General features: G+C 60.4%; 13 protein-coding genes and 1 pseudogene. 6 read left to right on the top strand and 8 right to left on the bottom strand.

The genetic code is table 11. The features are described from left to right. Window positions 1-63: 63 nt before the first annotated feature. From argB to coaBC, 4 genes and pseudogenes are all read right to left on the bottom strand, one after another. Window positions 64-969 carry an acetylglutamate kinase gene (argB, locus tag OH720_RS31165; RefSeq protein ID WP_008047078.1) on the bottom strand — a complete coding sequence of 302 codons (906 nt, stop codon included), beginning with the start codon at window positions 967-969 and terminating at the stop codon, window positions 64-66. A 17-nt stretch (window positions 970-986) separates the two neighbouring features. Next, window positions 987-2390: pseudogene (locus OH720_RS31160) on the bottom strand (phosphomannomutase/phosphoglucomutase); the annotation flags it as partial. A gap of 176 nt (window positions 2391-2566) precedes the next feature. Next, window positions 2567-3022, bottom strand: coding sequence for a dUTP diphosphatase (gene dut, locus OH720_RS31155; RefSeq protein ID WP_272604036.1), 456 nt, complete (start codon window positions 3020-3022; stop codon window positions 2567-2569). Between the two features lie 5 nt (window positions 3023-3027). After that, window positions 3028-4236, bottom strand: coding sequence for a bifunctional phosphopantothenoylcysteine decarboxylase/phosphopantothenate--cysteine ligase CoaBC (gene coaBC / locus OH720_RS31150; RefSeq protein ID WP_272604035.1), 1209 nt, complete (start codon window positions 4234-4236; stop codon window positions 3028-3030). Between the two features lie 136 nt (window positions 4237-4372). On the opposite strand from coaBC, the gene radC reads away from it, so the two are divergent. After that, window positions 4373-5047, top strand: a complete 675-nt coding sequence (radC, locus tag OH720_RS31145) for a RadC family protein (RefSeq protein ID WP_272604034.1) — start codon at window positions 4373-4375, stop codon at window positions 5045-5047. A gap of 114 nt (window positions 5048-5161) precedes the next feature. Here the strand turns inward: radC and OH720_RS31140 are convergent, their stop codons facing one another. Then, a complete protein-coding gene (locus OH720_RS31140; RefSeq protein ID WP_272604033.1) occupies window positions 5162-6748 on the bottom strand; it encodes an ABC transporter substrate-binding protein in 1587 nt (528 codons plus the stop codon). Window positions 6749-7194: 446 nt separating this feature from the next. Between OH720_RS31140 and rpmB the strand changes: the two genes are divergently transcribed. Both rpmB and rpmG read left to right on the top strand, forming a co-directional pair. Further along, complete coding sequence (gene rpmB / locus OH720_RS31135) at window positions 7195-7428, top strand: 50S ribosomal protein L28 (protein WP_003176907.1); 234 nt, start codon at window positions 7195-7197, stop codon at window positions 7426-7428. Between the two features lie 11 nt (window positions 7429-7439). Further along, a complete protein-coding gene (gene rpmG, locus OH720_RS31130; protein WP_007894709.1) occupies window positions 7440-7595 on the top strand; it encodes a 50S ribosomal protein L33 in 156 nt (51 codons plus the stop codon). A gap of 71 nt (window positions 7596-7666) precedes the next feature. Here the strand turns inward: rpmG and OH720_RS31125 are convergent, their stop codons facing one another. Beyond that, a complete protein-coding gene (locus tag OH720_RS31125; RefSeq protein ID WP_008054608.1) occupies window positions 7667-8029 on the bottom strand; it encodes a cupin domain-containing protein in 363 nt (120 codons plus the stop codon). Window positions 8030-8263: 234 nt separating this feature from the next. Here OH720_RS31125 and OH720_RS31120 point away from each other — a divergent pair, with 234 nt between their 5' ends. Beyond that, window positions 8264-9757 (top strand): aldehyde dehydrogenase, encoded by a 1494-nt coding sequence (locus OH720_RS31120; RefSeq protein ID WP_272604032.1) that lies wholly within the window; start codon window positions 8264-8266, stop codon window positions 9755-9757. A gap of 176 nt (window positions 9758-9933) precedes the next feature. Continuing rightward, the gene (locus OH720_RS31115) at window positions 9934-11079 is read left to right on the top strand and encodes an MFS transporter (protein WP_272604031.1); all 1146 of its coding nucleotides are present in this window, start codon (window positions 9934-9936) and stop codon (window positions 11077-11079) included. On the opposite strand, the gene OH720_RS31110 is transcribed toward OH720_RS31115, so the two are convergent. Next, window positions 11076-12644: a phospholipase D family protein gene (locus tag OH720_RS31110; RefSeq protein ID WP_272604030.1), complete on the bottom strand. Its 1569-nt coding sequence runs from the start codon at window positions 12642-12644 to the stop codon at window positions 11076-11078. The genes OH720_RS31115 and OH720_RS31110 overlap by 4 nt on opposite strands. A gap of 60 nt (window positions 12645-12704) precedes the next feature. Further along, window positions 12705-14138 carry an aminotransferase-like domain-containing protein gene (locus tag OH720_RS31105; protein ID WP_272604029.1) on the bottom strand — a complete coding sequence of 478 codons (1434 nt, stop codon included), beginning with the start codon at window positions 14136-14138 and terminating at the stop codon, window positions 12705-12707. Window positions 14139-14317: 179 nt separating this feature from the next. Here OH720_RS31105 and OH720_RS31100 point away from each other — a divergent pair, with 179 nt between their 5' ends. Further along, window positions 14318-14563: a DUF1127 domain-containing protein gene (locus OH720_RS31100; RefSeq protein ID WP_272604028.1), complete on the top strand. Its 246-nt coding sequence runs from the start codon at window positions 14318-14320 to the stop codon at window positions 14561-14563. Window positions 14564-14601: the final 38 nt, after the last annotated feature.

Raw genomic sequence — 14601 nt, 5'->3', positions numbered from 1 at the left:
TCGTGGGCAAAAAAAGACCCCGCTCAGCCTGGCTGAGCGGGGTCTTTTGGTTTGCGCTATCGCTTATGGACGCTTGCGATTGCTGATCAGGGTGCCCACACCGGTATCGGTGAAGATTTCCAGCAGAATCGCATTCGGTACCCGGCCATCAATGATCAACGAGCTGCCCACACCGCCCTGGACCGCTTCCAGTGCGCAGCGGATCTTTGGCAGCATGCCGCCATAGATGGTGCCGTCGGCGATCAGGTCGTCGACCTGCTGGGTGGTCAGGCCGGTCAGAACCGTGCCCGACTTGTCCATCAGGCCCGCAATGTTGGTCAGCAACATCAGTTTCTCGGCTTTCAGCGCCTCGGCCACCTTGCCGGCCACCAGGTCGGCGTTGATGTTGTACGACTCGCCATTGGCGCCAACGCCGATTGGCGCGATCACCGGGATGAAATCACCTTTGACCAGCAGGTTCAGCAGATCGGTGTTGATGCCGACGACTTCGCCGACATGGCCGATGTCGATGATTTCCGGGGTGGTCATCTCTGGCGTCTGGCGGGTGACGGTGAGTTTCTTCGCACGAATCAGCTCGGCGTCCTTGCCGGTCAGGCCGATGGCGCTGCCGCCGTGACGGTTGATCAGGTTGACGATGTCCTTGTTGACCTGGCCACCGAGGACCATCTCGACCACGTCCATGGTCGCGGCATCGGTAACGCGCATGCCGTCGACGAAGTGGCTCTCGATCGACAGGCGCTTGAGCAGATCACCGATTTGCGGGCCGCCGCCGTGAACCACGACCGGGTTGATACCTACGGCCTTCATCAGCACGATGTCGCGGGCGAAGCCGGTTTTCAGCTCCTCGCTTTCCATCGCGTTGCCGCCGTATTTGATCACCAGTGTCTTGCCGACATAGCGGCGAATGTAAGGCAGCGCTTCGGACAGGACCTTGGCGGTGTTGGCGGCGGCTTCGCGTTCGAGGGTCATTCAGGGCTCCGGGTGAATCAGAACGGTAGTTGGAGATCAGGTGCAACACGCTTCAACTGGACGTGGAAAACGTCCTTGATGCGTTGCAATTCAGCCTCGTCATCGGCCTCGAAACGCAGCACCAGCACCGGAGTGGTGTTGGAGGCGCGTACCAGGCCCCAGCCTTTGGCATAGTCGACTCGCACGCCGTCAATAGTGGTCAGGTCGGCGCCTTCACCCCACTTCGCGTCGTGCAATGCATCAATGATGCTGAATTTGCTCTCTTCGGTCACATGGATATTGATTTCCGGCGTAGAAATATCGTTCGGGAAGGTCGCGAACAACTCTTCGGCGGTGGATTTTTCCTTGCTGAGGATCTCCAGCAACCGCGCGGCGCTGTAAATGCCGTCGTCGAAACCGAACCAGCGCTCCTTGAAGAAGATGTGCCCGCTCATTTCGCCGGCCAACAGGGCGCCGGATTGTTTCATTTTCTTCTTGATCAAAGAATGACCGGTTTTCCACATGAGCGGACGACCGCCGTATTGCTTGATCAGCGGAATCAGGCGTCGGGTGCATTTGACGTCGAAGATGATTTCCGCGTCGGGGTTGCGTGCTACCACATCTTTGGCGAACAGCATCAGCAGGCGGTCCGGGAACACGACGCTGCCGGTGTTGGTGACCACGCCCACGCGATCGCCGTCGCCGTCGAAGGCCAGGCCCAGGTCAGCCTTCGTTTCCTTGACCTTGGCGATCAGGTCTTGCAGGTTTTCCAGCTTGCCCGGATCCGGGTGGTGGTTGGGGAAATTGCCGTCTACATCGCAGAACAACGGGATGACTTCGCAATTCAGGGCTTCGATCAGTTGCGGGGCGATCACACCGGCCGCGCCGTTGCCGCAATCGACCACGACTTTCAGGCGGCGGGCCAGCTTGATGTCCTGGACGATTTCAGTGTTGTAGCGGTCGAGGATCTCGACCCGGGTGATGCTGCCCTTGCCGCTGCTCAGGTTGTTGCTCTTGAGGCGGTCGTGCAGGGCCTGGATCTGTTCGTTGGCCAGGGTGTCGCCGGCAATGACGATCTTGAAACCGTTGTAGTTCGACGGGTTGTGGCTGCCGGTGAGCATCACGCCGGATTTGCCGGCCAGTACGTTGGCGGCGTAGTACAGCGCTGGCGTTGGCACCAGGCCGACATCGCTGACGTGGCAGCCGCTGTCGGCCAGGCCTTGGATCAGCTGTTCAACCAGCTCCGGGCCGGACAGGCGACCGTCACGGCCAACGGACACATTGGGTTCATCCTGGGCCAGACTCTGGGCACCGATGGCGCGACCGAGCCAGTAAGCCGTTTCGGCGTTGAGAAATTCCGGGACGGTGCCGCGTATGTCATAGGCGCGGAAAATACTGTCGGGGAACTTGGGGGCAACGCGTACTGGGGTGCTCATCTGGGGAAATGCTCCATATTGAAAGTGGCTGGACCTGCCTGCGAATGACTCGCCGGCAGGTTCAAACTGAAAGGTATGACGGCGTTTTTCGCGCAGAGTTCGTGCTGCGAAAAGGCCATGCCAGCGACGCGAGCGGTGTTTTGCTCGCTCAATCCCTTGATTTCAGGCGCATAGAGAGCGGATTAGTGACTGCCGGAATGACCGAAACCGCCGGTACCGCGCTGGGTCTCGACGAACTCCTCAACCATTTCGAAGTGCGCCTGCACCACGGGCACCAGCACCAGTTGCGCCAGGCGCTCGCCGACGGCCATGGTGAAGTCGGTCTGGCCACGGTTCCAGCAAGAGACCATCAGCGGTCCCTGGTAGTCGGAGTCAATCAGCCCGACCAGGTTGCCCAGCACGATGCCGTGTTTATGGCCCAGGCCGGAGCGCGGCAGGATCAGCGCTGCGAGGTTCGGGTCGCCGATGTAGATCGACAGGCCAGTGGGGATCAGTACCGTTTCACCCGGCTTGATCACGATGTCGTGTTCCAGCATGGCGCGCAGGTCGAGGCCGGCGGAGCCTGGCGTGGCGTACTGCGGCAGCGGGAATTCGGTACCGATGCGGGGGTCGAGGATCTTGGCTTGCAAAGCGTGCATGTAAATTAAACCTGGTTCAGACGTTCGGCGATAAAAGTGATCAGCTGTCGAGCAATCTTGCTCTTGCTGGTCTGGGCGAAGAGTGTGGCGTGAAGTTCACGGTCGATCACGCTGCAGGCGTTTTCTTCGCTGTTGAAGCCAATGCTCGGGTTGGCGACGTCGTTGGCGACGATCAAATCGAGGTTCTTGTCTTTCAGCTTGCGGGCAGCGTAGTCGAGCAGGTGTTCGGTTTCGGCGGCGAAACCGACACTGAATGGACGGTCGGGGCGTGTGGCGATGCTGGCCAGGATGTCCGGGTTGCGCACCATTTGTAGCAACAAGCCGTCGCCGTTCGTAGGATCTTTCTTGAGTTTCTGTGGTGCGACGACTTCCGGGCGGTAATCCGCGACCGCTGCCGAGGCGATGAACAGGTCGCAAGGAATCGCGGCTTCGCACGCGGCGAGCATGTCGCGGGCGCTGACGACGTCAATGCGCGTAACGCGGTCCGGGGTCGGCAGATGCACAGGGCCCGTGATCAGGGTTACGCGGGCGCCGGCTTCAACCGCCGCTTCGGCCAGGGCAAAGCCCATTTTTCCCGAGCTGTGGTTGGTGATGTAGCGCACCGGGTCGATGTTTTCCTGGGTCGGGCCGGCGGTGATCAGCACGTGCTTGCCCGTCAGTGCCTGGCGCTGGAAGCAATCTGCCGCACATTGAGCCAGCTCCGTGGCTTCGAGCATACGCCCCAGGCCGACGTCGCCGCAGGCCTGGCTGCCCGAGGCCGGACCGAAGGCCTTGAAGCTGCGGCTTTCGAGGGTTTGCAGGTTGGCCTGGGTGGCCGGGTCGCGCCACATGGCCTGGTTCATCGCCGGAGCGACGGCAACCACTGCGTCGGTGGCCAGCACCAATGTGGTCAGCAGGTCATCGGCAATGCCCTGTGCCAGGCGCGCGATCAAATCTGCGGTGGCAGGTGCGATCAGCACCAGATCGGCCCATTTGGCCAGTTCGATGTGGCCCATCGCCGCTTCGGCCGCCGGGTCCAGCAGGTCCAGGTGGACCGGATGCCCGGACAGGGCCTGCATGGTCAGCGGGGTTATGAACTCGGCGCCGCCACGGGTCATGACCACGCGCACTTCGGCGCCCTGATCGATCAGGCGGCGAACCAGGTCGGCGCTCTTGTAGGCAGCAATACCGCCGCCCACGCCCAGAACAATGCGTTTCCGATACAGCCGCTGCATAGGCCTGCCTTTCATTTTCGTTGATGACTGCGTTGCGATACCCCCTCCCCAGGAGTGAAATCGCCCGCAAAAAAGATGGGCTACGATATCACAGCGACCGCTACGGAACAGCGGCGCCCACAGACAGGGAGGTGCTATGAGTATTCGCGATTGGCCGGCGTCGGAACGGCCGCGAGAGAGGTTGCTTGAACAGGGCTCGGGAAGTCTTTCGGACGCCGAGTTGCTGGCGATATTTTTACGCACCGGCGTGGTGGGTAAAAGTGCCGTAGATCTGGCGCGACACCTGTTGAATCAGTTTGGCAGCCTGCGTTTACTACTGGAGGCCGACCAGGAAGCGTTCAGCAGGCAATTGGGGCTCGGGCCAGCGAAATTCGCGCAGTTGCAGGCTGCTCAAGAAATGAGCAGGCGCCATTTGGCCGAGCGTGCGCGCGAAAAGTCGGCACTGGAAAATCCGCAGGCGGTGCGTGAATACCTCAAATCGATGCTGCGACATGAGCCCCACGAGGTGTTTGGCTGCCTGTTTCTCGACTCCAGGCATCAGGTGTTGACTTTTGAGGTGCTGTTTCGCGGCTCGATCGACAACACCAGCGTTCATCCGCGGCAAGTGGTCAAGCGTGCACTGGCTCACAATGCGGCGGCACTGATCCTCTGCCACAACCATCCGTCGGGCAACACTGACCCCAGCCAGGCCGACCGGCTGCTGACCAAGCGCCTGCAAAAGGCGCTGGACCTGATCGATGTGCGGGTGCTTGACCATTTCATCATTGGCGATGGCAACCCGCTGTCGATGGCGGAGTATGGGTGGATGTGAACCCCTGTAGGAGCGAGCTTGCTCGCGAAGGCGTCGTGTCAGTCAACGTATTCAGTGACTGAATGGACGCCTTCGCGAGCAAGCCCGCTCCCACAGGTTTTGTGTTGAGACGGACTATTTGATGTTGACCTTCGAATAATCCTGCCGCCCGAACGGGCTGACCGAGTAACCCTCGACATCCTTGTTGGTCAGGGCGAAGGCGGTTGGGTGCGCCAGGGGCAGCCACAATGCCTGTTGCTGGATCTGCGTCTGGGCCTGTTCGTAGAGTTTGCTGCGCACACCTTGCTCGCCGGTGGTCTTGCCGGCGCTGATCAACTTGTCCAGGTCCTGGTTGCAATAGCGGGCAAAGTTGGTGCCGGACTTGACCGCCGCGCAGGAAAACTGTGGCGTGAGGAAGTTGTCGGGGTCGCCGTTGTCACCGGCCCAACCCATGAACAGCAGGTCGTGTTCACCAGCCTTGGCGCGACGGATCAACTCGCCCCATTCGATCACGCGGATTTCGGCTTGAATGCCGATTTCCGCCAGATCGGACTGGAGCAGTTGGGCGCCGAGACTCGGGTTGGGGTTCAGCAGGCTGCCGGAAGGGCGGGTCCAGATCGTGGTCTGGAAGCCATCCTTGAGGCCGGCTTTAGCCATCAACGCCTTGGCCTTCTCGATGTCGTGCGGGTAACCCGGCAACGTTTTCGCATAGCTCCAGGTGTTGGGCGGGTAGGGGCCGTTGGCGGCTTCGGCGGTGTCTTCGAACACGGCCTTGACGTAGTTGGCCTTGTCGAAGGCGAGGTTGATCGCCTGGCGCACTTCAGGCTTGTCCAGCGGGGGGTGCTGGCTGTTGATGGCAACGAAGGCGGTCATGAAGGCGTCAGTCTTTTCGACCTTCAGCGTCGGCTCTTTCAGTGCGGCCTGGACATCCAGAGGCTTGGGCGACAGGGCGATCTGGCATTCATTGCGGCGCAACTTCTGCAAGCGCACGTTGGCGTCAGGGGTGATGGCAAAAATCAGCGGGTCAACCGAAGGCTTGCCGCCGAAGTACTCGGCATTGGCTTTGTAACGAACGGTGGCGTCCTTCTGGAATCGCGTGAAAACGAACGGGCCAGTGCCGATTGGTTGGTTGTTGAGCTTCTCCGGCGTGCCGGCTTTCATCAGTTTGTCGGCGTACTCGGCCGAGTAGATCGAGGCGAAACCCATGCTCAGGGTGGCGAGAAAGGTCGAGTCCGGGTGGTCAAGGGTAAAACGTATGGTCAGCGGGTCCAGTGCGTCGATCTTCTTGATCAGTGCGGGCAATTGCATCGACTGGGCGTGGGGAAAACCGCTCTGGGCGACCTTGTGCCAAGGGTTGGCCGGGTCGAGCATGCGGTCGAAGCTGAACTTCACGTCCTCGGCAGTCAGTTCGCGCGTTGGGCTGAAGTAGTCGGTGCGATGAAATTTCACCTGCGGGTGCAACTTGAAGACGTAGGTCAGGCCATCCGGTGTGACCTCCCAGCTGTCCGCGAGGCTGGCGACCACTTTGCCGCTGGCCGTGTCGAAGTCCACCAGGCGGTTCATCAGCACGTCGGCCGAGGCGTTGGTGGTGGTCAGCGAGTTGTATTGCACCACGTCGAACCCTTCGGGGCTGGCCTCGGTGCAGACGCTCAGGGCGGCGGCGTAGGCCTGTGGGCCCAGCAGAAGCGGGGCAAGCAACAGCGGTAGGGCAGCGAGGCGCATGGTCGGGTTCCTTTACAGATCGAAGGCCCATCTGCAAGTGCAGTCTGGAAAAGGCTTACCCTAGTGGGCTGGATTGTAAATGACTATCCCCTTTTTCATTTTCAGGGGACTATAGCCGATCGATTCTGGTGAGTGCTGGTTGGAAAAACGCTGGATTGGCCTGTCGGGAAGATTCTCTGCGACGAGCGGTCGCAATCGACGATAGCCTTGATCCAAGGCGCTTGGCGCCTGAAAAATGGGGTTTTTATCAATTCAACGCACACCGAATGTTGTTGCTCTCCAGTCTTTCTGGTATAAAGCAGCGCTCTTTTCTAGGGGCCCGGTTCCTTCACTGTAGGTGTAGCCGGTAAGACCTCTAAAGAATCGCGGCGCCTGGCGCCACAATGACTAGAGATTAAGCGGCCAACCCATGCCGGGTTGGGCATGTGGTTTTAGAGGGCTGAGGCATGTCTAGAGTATGTCAAGTTACCGGTAAGGGTCCGGTAACCGGGAATAACATTTCCCACGCAAACAACAAAACCCGTCGTCGTTTCCTGCCGAACCTGCAGCATCACCGCTTCTGGGTTGAAGAAGAGAAACGTTTCGTGCGTCTGCGCGTATCTGCCAAAGGCATGCGTATCATCGACAAGCGTGGCATCACTGTCGTGCTGGCCGAAATCCGCGCCGCTGGCAAGATCTAAGGGAGCTAATCATGCGTGAATTGATTCGTTTGATTTCGAGCGCCGGTACTGGTCACTTCTACACTACCGACAAGAACAAGCGTACTACCCCGGACAAAATCGAGATCAAGAAATTTGATCCGGTTGTTCGCAAGCACGTGATCTACAAGGAAGGCAAAATCAAGTAATTGATTTTTCCCGACTTACGAAAAAGGCCCGTATCGCGAGATACGGGCCTTTTTTGTTGCCTGGCAAAAAATCAGGCCTTCTGTTCAAACGCCACATAGATCTTGCGGCAAGGTTCCAGCACTTCCCAGGTACCCCGGAACCCGGCCGGGATCACGAAGCGATCGCCCGCGCGCACGGTTTTGCTGTTGCCGTCGTTGTCACGCAGCACAGAAACACCCTGCACGATTTCGCAGTATTCATGCTCGGTGAAATTCACCAGCCACTGGCCGACGGCACCTTCCCACACGCCGGCATTCAACTGGCCGCAAGGACTGTTGTAGTGGTTGTACACTGCTTGCTCGGGATCGCCCTTGAGGACTTTCGCCGGGTCTGGGCGATAGCGCTCGACAGCAGTGGTGGCCTGGCTGAAGTCGACGATGTTCTGGATGCTCATTGTTGTATTCCCCCGTGATTGCGACGCGAGTGGTTGAAAGAACCAAAGTCTATGTTTATTAAAATGAACATCGCAAGGCCGTTTGCCGGCCTTATGTCAAATATATTGAAACTTCACCTGCCGCTGGTTTAGGGTGGTGGTTGCCTTCGGCCGTAAGCAGGCCGACGGGGCAGAATTCCTGACAGCGCCCGCGAAGAACGCGGGTGTCGTATTCAACAAGAGGAGGACACTCGCATGACCACCCTGACTCGTGCCGACTGGGAACAACGCGCTCGCGATCTGAAGATCGAAGGCCGCGCCTACATCAATGGTGAATACACCGATGCCGTCTCCTCCGAGACCTTCGAGTGCATCAGCCCGGTCGATGGCCGCCTGCTGGGCAAGATTGCCAGCTGTGACGCCGCCGATGCCCAGCGCGCTGTTGAAAACGCCCGCACCACCTTCAATTCCGGTGTCTGGTCGCGCCTGGCGCCGACCAAGCGCAAAGCCACCATGATTCGTTTCGCCGGCCTGCTGAAACAGCACGCCGAAGAGCTGGCCCTGCTTGAAACCCTGGACATGGGCAAGCCGATCAGCGACTCCCTGTACATCGACGTTCCCGGCGCGGCGCAAGCCCTGAGCTGGAGCGGCGAAGCCATCGACAAGATCTACGACGAAGTGGCGGCTACCCCGCACGATCAGCTGGGCCTGGTCACTCGCGAGCCTGTCGGCGTTGTCGGCGCCATCGTGCCGTGGAACTTCCCGTTGATGATGGCCTGCTGGAAACTCGGCCCGGCGCTGTCCACCGGTAACTCGGTAATCCTCAAGCCGTCGGAAAAATCCCCGCTGACTGCCATCCGCATCGCCGCCCTGGCGGTTGAAGCCGGCATTCCGAAAGGCGTGCTCAACGTGCTGCCGGGTTACGGTCACACCGTCGGCAAGGCCCTGGCCCTGCACAACGATGTCGACACCCTGGTGTTCACCGGTTCGACCAAGATCGCCAAGCAACTGCTGATCTACTCCGGCGAGTCGAACATGAAGCGCGTCTGGCTCGAAGCCGGTGGCAAGAGCCCGAACATCGTGTTCGCCGATGCGCCGAACCTGCAAGAGGCTGCCGAAGCCGCTGCCGGCGCCATCGCCTTCAACCAGGGCGAAGTCTGCACCGCCGGTTCGCGCCTGCTGGTGGAGCGCTCCATCAAGGATAAATTCCTGCCGCTGGTGATCGAGGCCCTGAAAGGCTGGAAGCCGGGCAATCCGCTGGATCCGGCGACCAACGTCGGTGCACTGGTCGATACCCAGCAGATGAACACTGTGCTGTCGTACATCGAATCTGGCCATGCCGACGGCGCCAAACTGGTGGCCGGTGGCAAGCGTACGCTTCAGGAGTCGGGCGGCACCTACGTTGAGCCGACCATTTTCGATGGCGTGAGCAACGCGATGAAAATCGCCCAGGAAGAAATCTTCGGGCCAGTGTTGTCGGTCATCACCTTCGACAACGCCGAAGAAGCCGTCGCCATCGCCAACGACACGCCTTACGGCCTGGCCGCAGCGGTGTGGACTGCCGACATTTCCAAGGCTCACCTGACCGCCCGCGCACTGCGCGCCGGTAGCGTCTGGGTCAACCAGTACGATGGTGGCGACATGACCGCGCCGTTCGGTGGCTTCAAGCAGTCCGGCAACGGTCGCGACAAGTCGCTGCACGCGTTCGACAAGTACACCGAGCTGAAGGCGACCTGGATCAAGTTGTAATGTGACGCGAGCCCTGGCTATGCCGGGGCTCAACGCAGATCTCCTGTGGGAGCGAGCCTGCTCGCGATAGCGGTATGACAGTCGACGTCAATGTTGAATGTTGCTCCGTCATCGCGAGCAGGCTCGCTCCCACAGTGTTTTGTGCTGTACAAAAATTATCCACAGGAGCGTGGAACATGCGTTGGGCGACGTATTTCGCCGTGTTGGCGTCTGTCTTGAGTGTCGGCCTGGCCCTGGGTGTCAGCATGCCGCTGGTGTCGTTTCGCCTGGAAAGCTGGGGCTACGGCTCGTTTGCCATCGGCGTAATGGCGGCGATGCCGGCCATTGGTGTGTTGTTGGGTGCGAAGATTTCCAGTCATTTGGCGGCGCGTCTCGGCACGGCCAATCTGATGCGCCTGTGTTTGTGGGGCGGAGCTGTGTCCATCGGTCTGCTGGCGTTGTTGCCCAGCTACCCGATCTGGCTGGTGCTGCGCTTGATGATCGGTGTGGTTCTTACCCTGGTGTTCATCCTGGGTGAGAGCTGGATCAACCAACTGGTGGTCGAAGAGTGGCGCGGGCGGCTGGTGGCGCTCTACGGCAGTAGTTATGCGTTGAGCCAGTTGGCCGGCCCGATATTGCTGGGCGTGCTGGGCACCGAGCACGATTATGGTTTCTGGGTCGGCGTCGGATTGCTGGTGGCGGCGCCGTTGCTGTTGTTGGGCCGCAGTGGCGCGCCCAGTAGCGAGGCCTGCAGCGTGACGTTCGGCGATTTGCTGACCTTCTGCCGCGGTTTGCCGGCGATTGCCTGGGCGGTGTCGCTGTTCGCGGCGTTCGAAGCCATGATCCTGACGTTGCTGCCGGTGTATTGCCTACGGCAGGGCTTCACCACGGAAATCGCCCTGGCGATGGTCAGCACCGTGGTGGTGGGGGATGCTTTGCTGCAATTGCCAATCGGCGCGTTGGCGGATCGGATGTCGCGCCGCGCACTGTTCACCTGGTGCGCAGTGGTTCTGCTGGTGTCGAGTCTGGCGATCCCGTTGCTGATCGACACGTTGCTGATCTGGCCGCTGTGGGTGCTGTTCGGCGCCAGCGCTGGCGGGCTGTTTACCTTGTCGTTGATCCTGATTGGCGAGCGTTATCGCGACGATGCGCTGGTTCGGGCCAATGCCCACATCGCACAGCTGTGGGGGATCGGTTGTCTGCTCGGGCCGTTGATCGCCGGTGCTGGCAGCCAGTGGATCAGCGGGCATGCGTTGCCATTGCTGATGGCGGCGGGAGCGCTGGGCCTGGTGATTCTGCTGTCGCGCCAAGGGGCATTTGGTACGGTGGTCGAGCCGGCCTAGAGCATGCGCTCCAACCCGACCGTGTTGCTGAGCCAGGCATTGAAGCGTCGCCACCAACTGGCCGGTTCCTCGGTCAGGGTGTGCATTTTGCCGTCATCTTCGGTCACCCATACCACTTGGCCATTCTCCAGCCGCGCCTGATAACTCAGGGCCGGCGCCATGCCTTCCAATGCCAGTTCGCGCACCCGGGCTGCGAGTTCCGGGCTGTCCACCAGCACGCCGACCTCGGTGTTCCACAGCACCGAGCGCGGATCGAAGTTGAAGGAGCCAATGAAGGATTTCTGCTGGTCGAAGATGATCGCCTTGCTGTGCAGGCTGGAATCCGACTCGCCATAGGATCTGCGGGAAAACAGGCGAGGCCCGCTGCCGCTTTCATCGCCGGGCTGGCGGCGCAGCTCGAAGAGTTGCACGCCATGCTCCAGCAGCGCTTTGCGATACGGGGCGTAGCCGCCATGCACCGCCGGCACGTCCGTGGCCTCCAATGAATTGGTCAGCAACCTCACCGACACGCCGGCATCGGCGCGGCCGGTCAGATACACCAGGCCTGGCTGGCCGGGCACGAAGTAGGCCGAAATCATCACCAGTTCTTTACTGACGCCATTGAGCTCGGGCGCCAATTGGGTGGTCAGCAGCAGCTGCGGGTCTGGCTCGCCGTCCGCCAGCACCTTGCTCGGTGCGTCCCACAACGCCTGGTTCCAGGCCCAGATCAGCTCCTTGCGCCAGGTATCCAGGCGCGGGTCAGTGGCAAACTTCATCAACTGTTGAAAGAGCGCATGGTTCTGTTTGCGTGATTCTTCCAGGGATTCTTCCAGCCGGGTCCGGGTGTTTTTCAGATCCTGTGCGGTCGGTTTGCTCGACAGGAACTGTTCGACCGGTTTGCTCAGGGCGCTGTTCCAGTACTGGTCGAAACTGTGGCCCAGCTGCTCGGCGACGGGGCCGACACCGAGTATGTCGATATCGGTGAAATTCAGGTTCGGCTCGGCATCGAAATACTCGTCCCCCAGATTGCGCCCGCCAACGATGGCCATGCTGTTATCGGCCAGCCACAACTTGTTGTGCATGCGCCGGTGTTGCTGCGACAGATTGAACAGGCGGCCCATGGTGCGTGTGACGCCGGTGCTGCGCCCCAGATGCAAGGGGTTGAACACACGAATCTGAATCTGTGGATGCGCCGCCAGGGTGGCGATGGTGACGTCCTGGCCGTCGCTGGTGGTGTCGTCGAGGAGAATGCGTACACGTACGCCGCGGTCAGCAGCCTTGAGCATTTCTTTCACCAGCATTCGCGTGCTGACGCCGTCATGCACGATGTAGTACTGCAAATCGAGGCTGCCCTGGGCGTTGCGGATCAGTTCAGCGCGGGCGGTGAAGGCTTCGGTGCTGTCCGATAACAGGCGAAAGCCGGACTTGCCTTCATGGGGTGCCGCCTGGGCCTGGACCGAACGACCGAATGCCGACGCGCTTGCCGGCAGCGCCTGGCTCGGTTCGCGCTGCACGTCGAAGCTGGCGCAGCCGCCAAGGAACGAAGCAAGTAACACCAGAACAAGCAGGGGCTGTCTGACTCTCACGTGGGACCGTTCCGATTGGCGGCAGATGTTGGCATATGGACGCTGGTCTGCGCAGAAAGGTCAGTCGATCAGCCCATCGGTCTCCGCCAATAACTTGATGGCGGCGGCCCCGACCTTGCGCACGGCTTCTTCAATCTGTGCCGTTGGTTTGGCAGCGTAGTTCATGCGCAGGCAATTGCGATATTTGCCCGAGGCGGAAAAGATGCTGCCGACGGCAATCTGTACGCCCTGATCGTGCAAGGCGCGATTGAGTTTCAGGGTGTCGAAGCCTTCCGGCAGTTCGACCCACAGCATGAAGCTGCCTTGCGGGCGGCTGGCACGGGTGCCTGCGGGGAAGTACCGCGTCACCCAATCGATCATCGCGTCGCGATTGCGCTGGTATTGGGTGCGCATCCGCCGCAAATGCGGTTCGAAATGACCGGCCTTGAGAAACTCGGCGATGGCAATCTGCGGTTGCGGCGCGGTCGAGCCGGTGCTGATGTACTTCATGTGCAGCACGCGCTCCAGATAGCGTCCCGGGGCGACCCAACCGATGCGCAGGCCGGGCGCGAGGGTCTTGGAAAATGAACTGCAGAGCAGGACGCGACCGTCTTCGTCGAAGGATTTGATGGTGCGAGGGCGCGGATAGCTGTAGGCCAGCTCGCCATACACATCGTCTTCGATGATTGCCACGTCAAAGCGCTGCGCAAGTGTCAACAGCGAGCGTTTGCGCGACTCCGGCATGATATAGCCCAGCGGGTTGTTGCAGTTGGGGGTCAACTGTATGGCCTTGATCGGCCACTGTTCCAGTGCCAGTTCCAATGCATCCAGGCTGATCCCGGTGAGCGGGTCTGTGGGTATTTCCAGGGCTTTCATGCCCAGGCCCTTGAGGGTTTGCATGGCGCCATGAAAGCTTGGCGAATCCACGGCCACGATATCGCCCGGCTCGCAAATGGAGCGAATGCTGGTGGACAGCGCTTCGTGGCAGCCGGTCGTTACCACCAGGTCGCCAGGGCCCAGTTGGCAGCCGGAATCGAGCATCAACCGGGCGATCTGTTCGCGCAGTTCGAGATTGCCGTGGATGTTGTCGTAATACAGGCCAGGCATGTCTTGTCGGCGACTGAGCTGCGCCAGGCCGCGCAGCAGCGGCTTGAGGGTCGGGGTGGTGATGTCGGGCATGCCGCGACCCAGTTGCACGACGTCCTTGCGCGGCACCGCACGAATCAGCTCCAGCACCTGATCCCATTGGGAAATGTCCACCGGTCGCTGTGCCGGCCGGCCCACCGCTGGAAGTTCGGGCAGCTCGCGGCTGGCCGGCACGAAATATCCGGATTTAGGCCTTGGCGTGGCCAGTCCACTGTCTTCAAGCACGCGATAAGCCTGCTGCACCGTGCTCAGGCTGACGCCATGTTCAACGCTCAACGCCCGCACCGATGGCAGTCGGTCACCGGGGCGATAGAAGCCCTGTTCGATTCGCGTGCCGAGCAATTCGGCGAGGTTGACGTAGAGCGTCATGGTGCAGTCTCGTCAAAGGTCATGTGATTGACCAGTACAGATGGGTCCAAAAATCAGGATTCAGTGCGTCTGGCGGCAAATCTGTATGGAGATAATACAGTTTGGTTGAATCTGTAATGCTTTTCACCGTCCACGCATCATGAAAGCTCTGGCTACCCAAGTAAACAGGAGCAATCAAAATGAACGGCTTGAGCGATGTGCGGCTGACGTTACACAGTCAGGAGCTGACGGCAGGGCAAGATCACGGTGCGCGCGAGGCGGACATGCGCAATGCGCCGTCCAGCTTGAATCGCTGGAATCGGTTCTGGTGTCGTCGGCACACGCGCAAGGCATTGCTGGAGCTGACACCCGCCCAGCTCAAGGATATCGGGCTGACGCGTGAGCAGGCGCGGGAGGAGGGGTTGAAGCCTTTCTGGCGGATCTGATTTTTGCGGTGCTCTTTCGATTCGCGAGCAAGCCCGCT

Source organism: Pseudomonas sp. WJP1, assembly GCF_028471945.1.
GTDB lineage: Bacteria > Pseudomonadota > Gammaproteobacteria > Pseudomonadales > Pseudomonadaceae > Aquipseudomonas.
The sequence above is the reverse complement of the archived record's forward strand: the minus strand, read 5'-3'. Positions and strand labels throughout refer to the sequence as shown.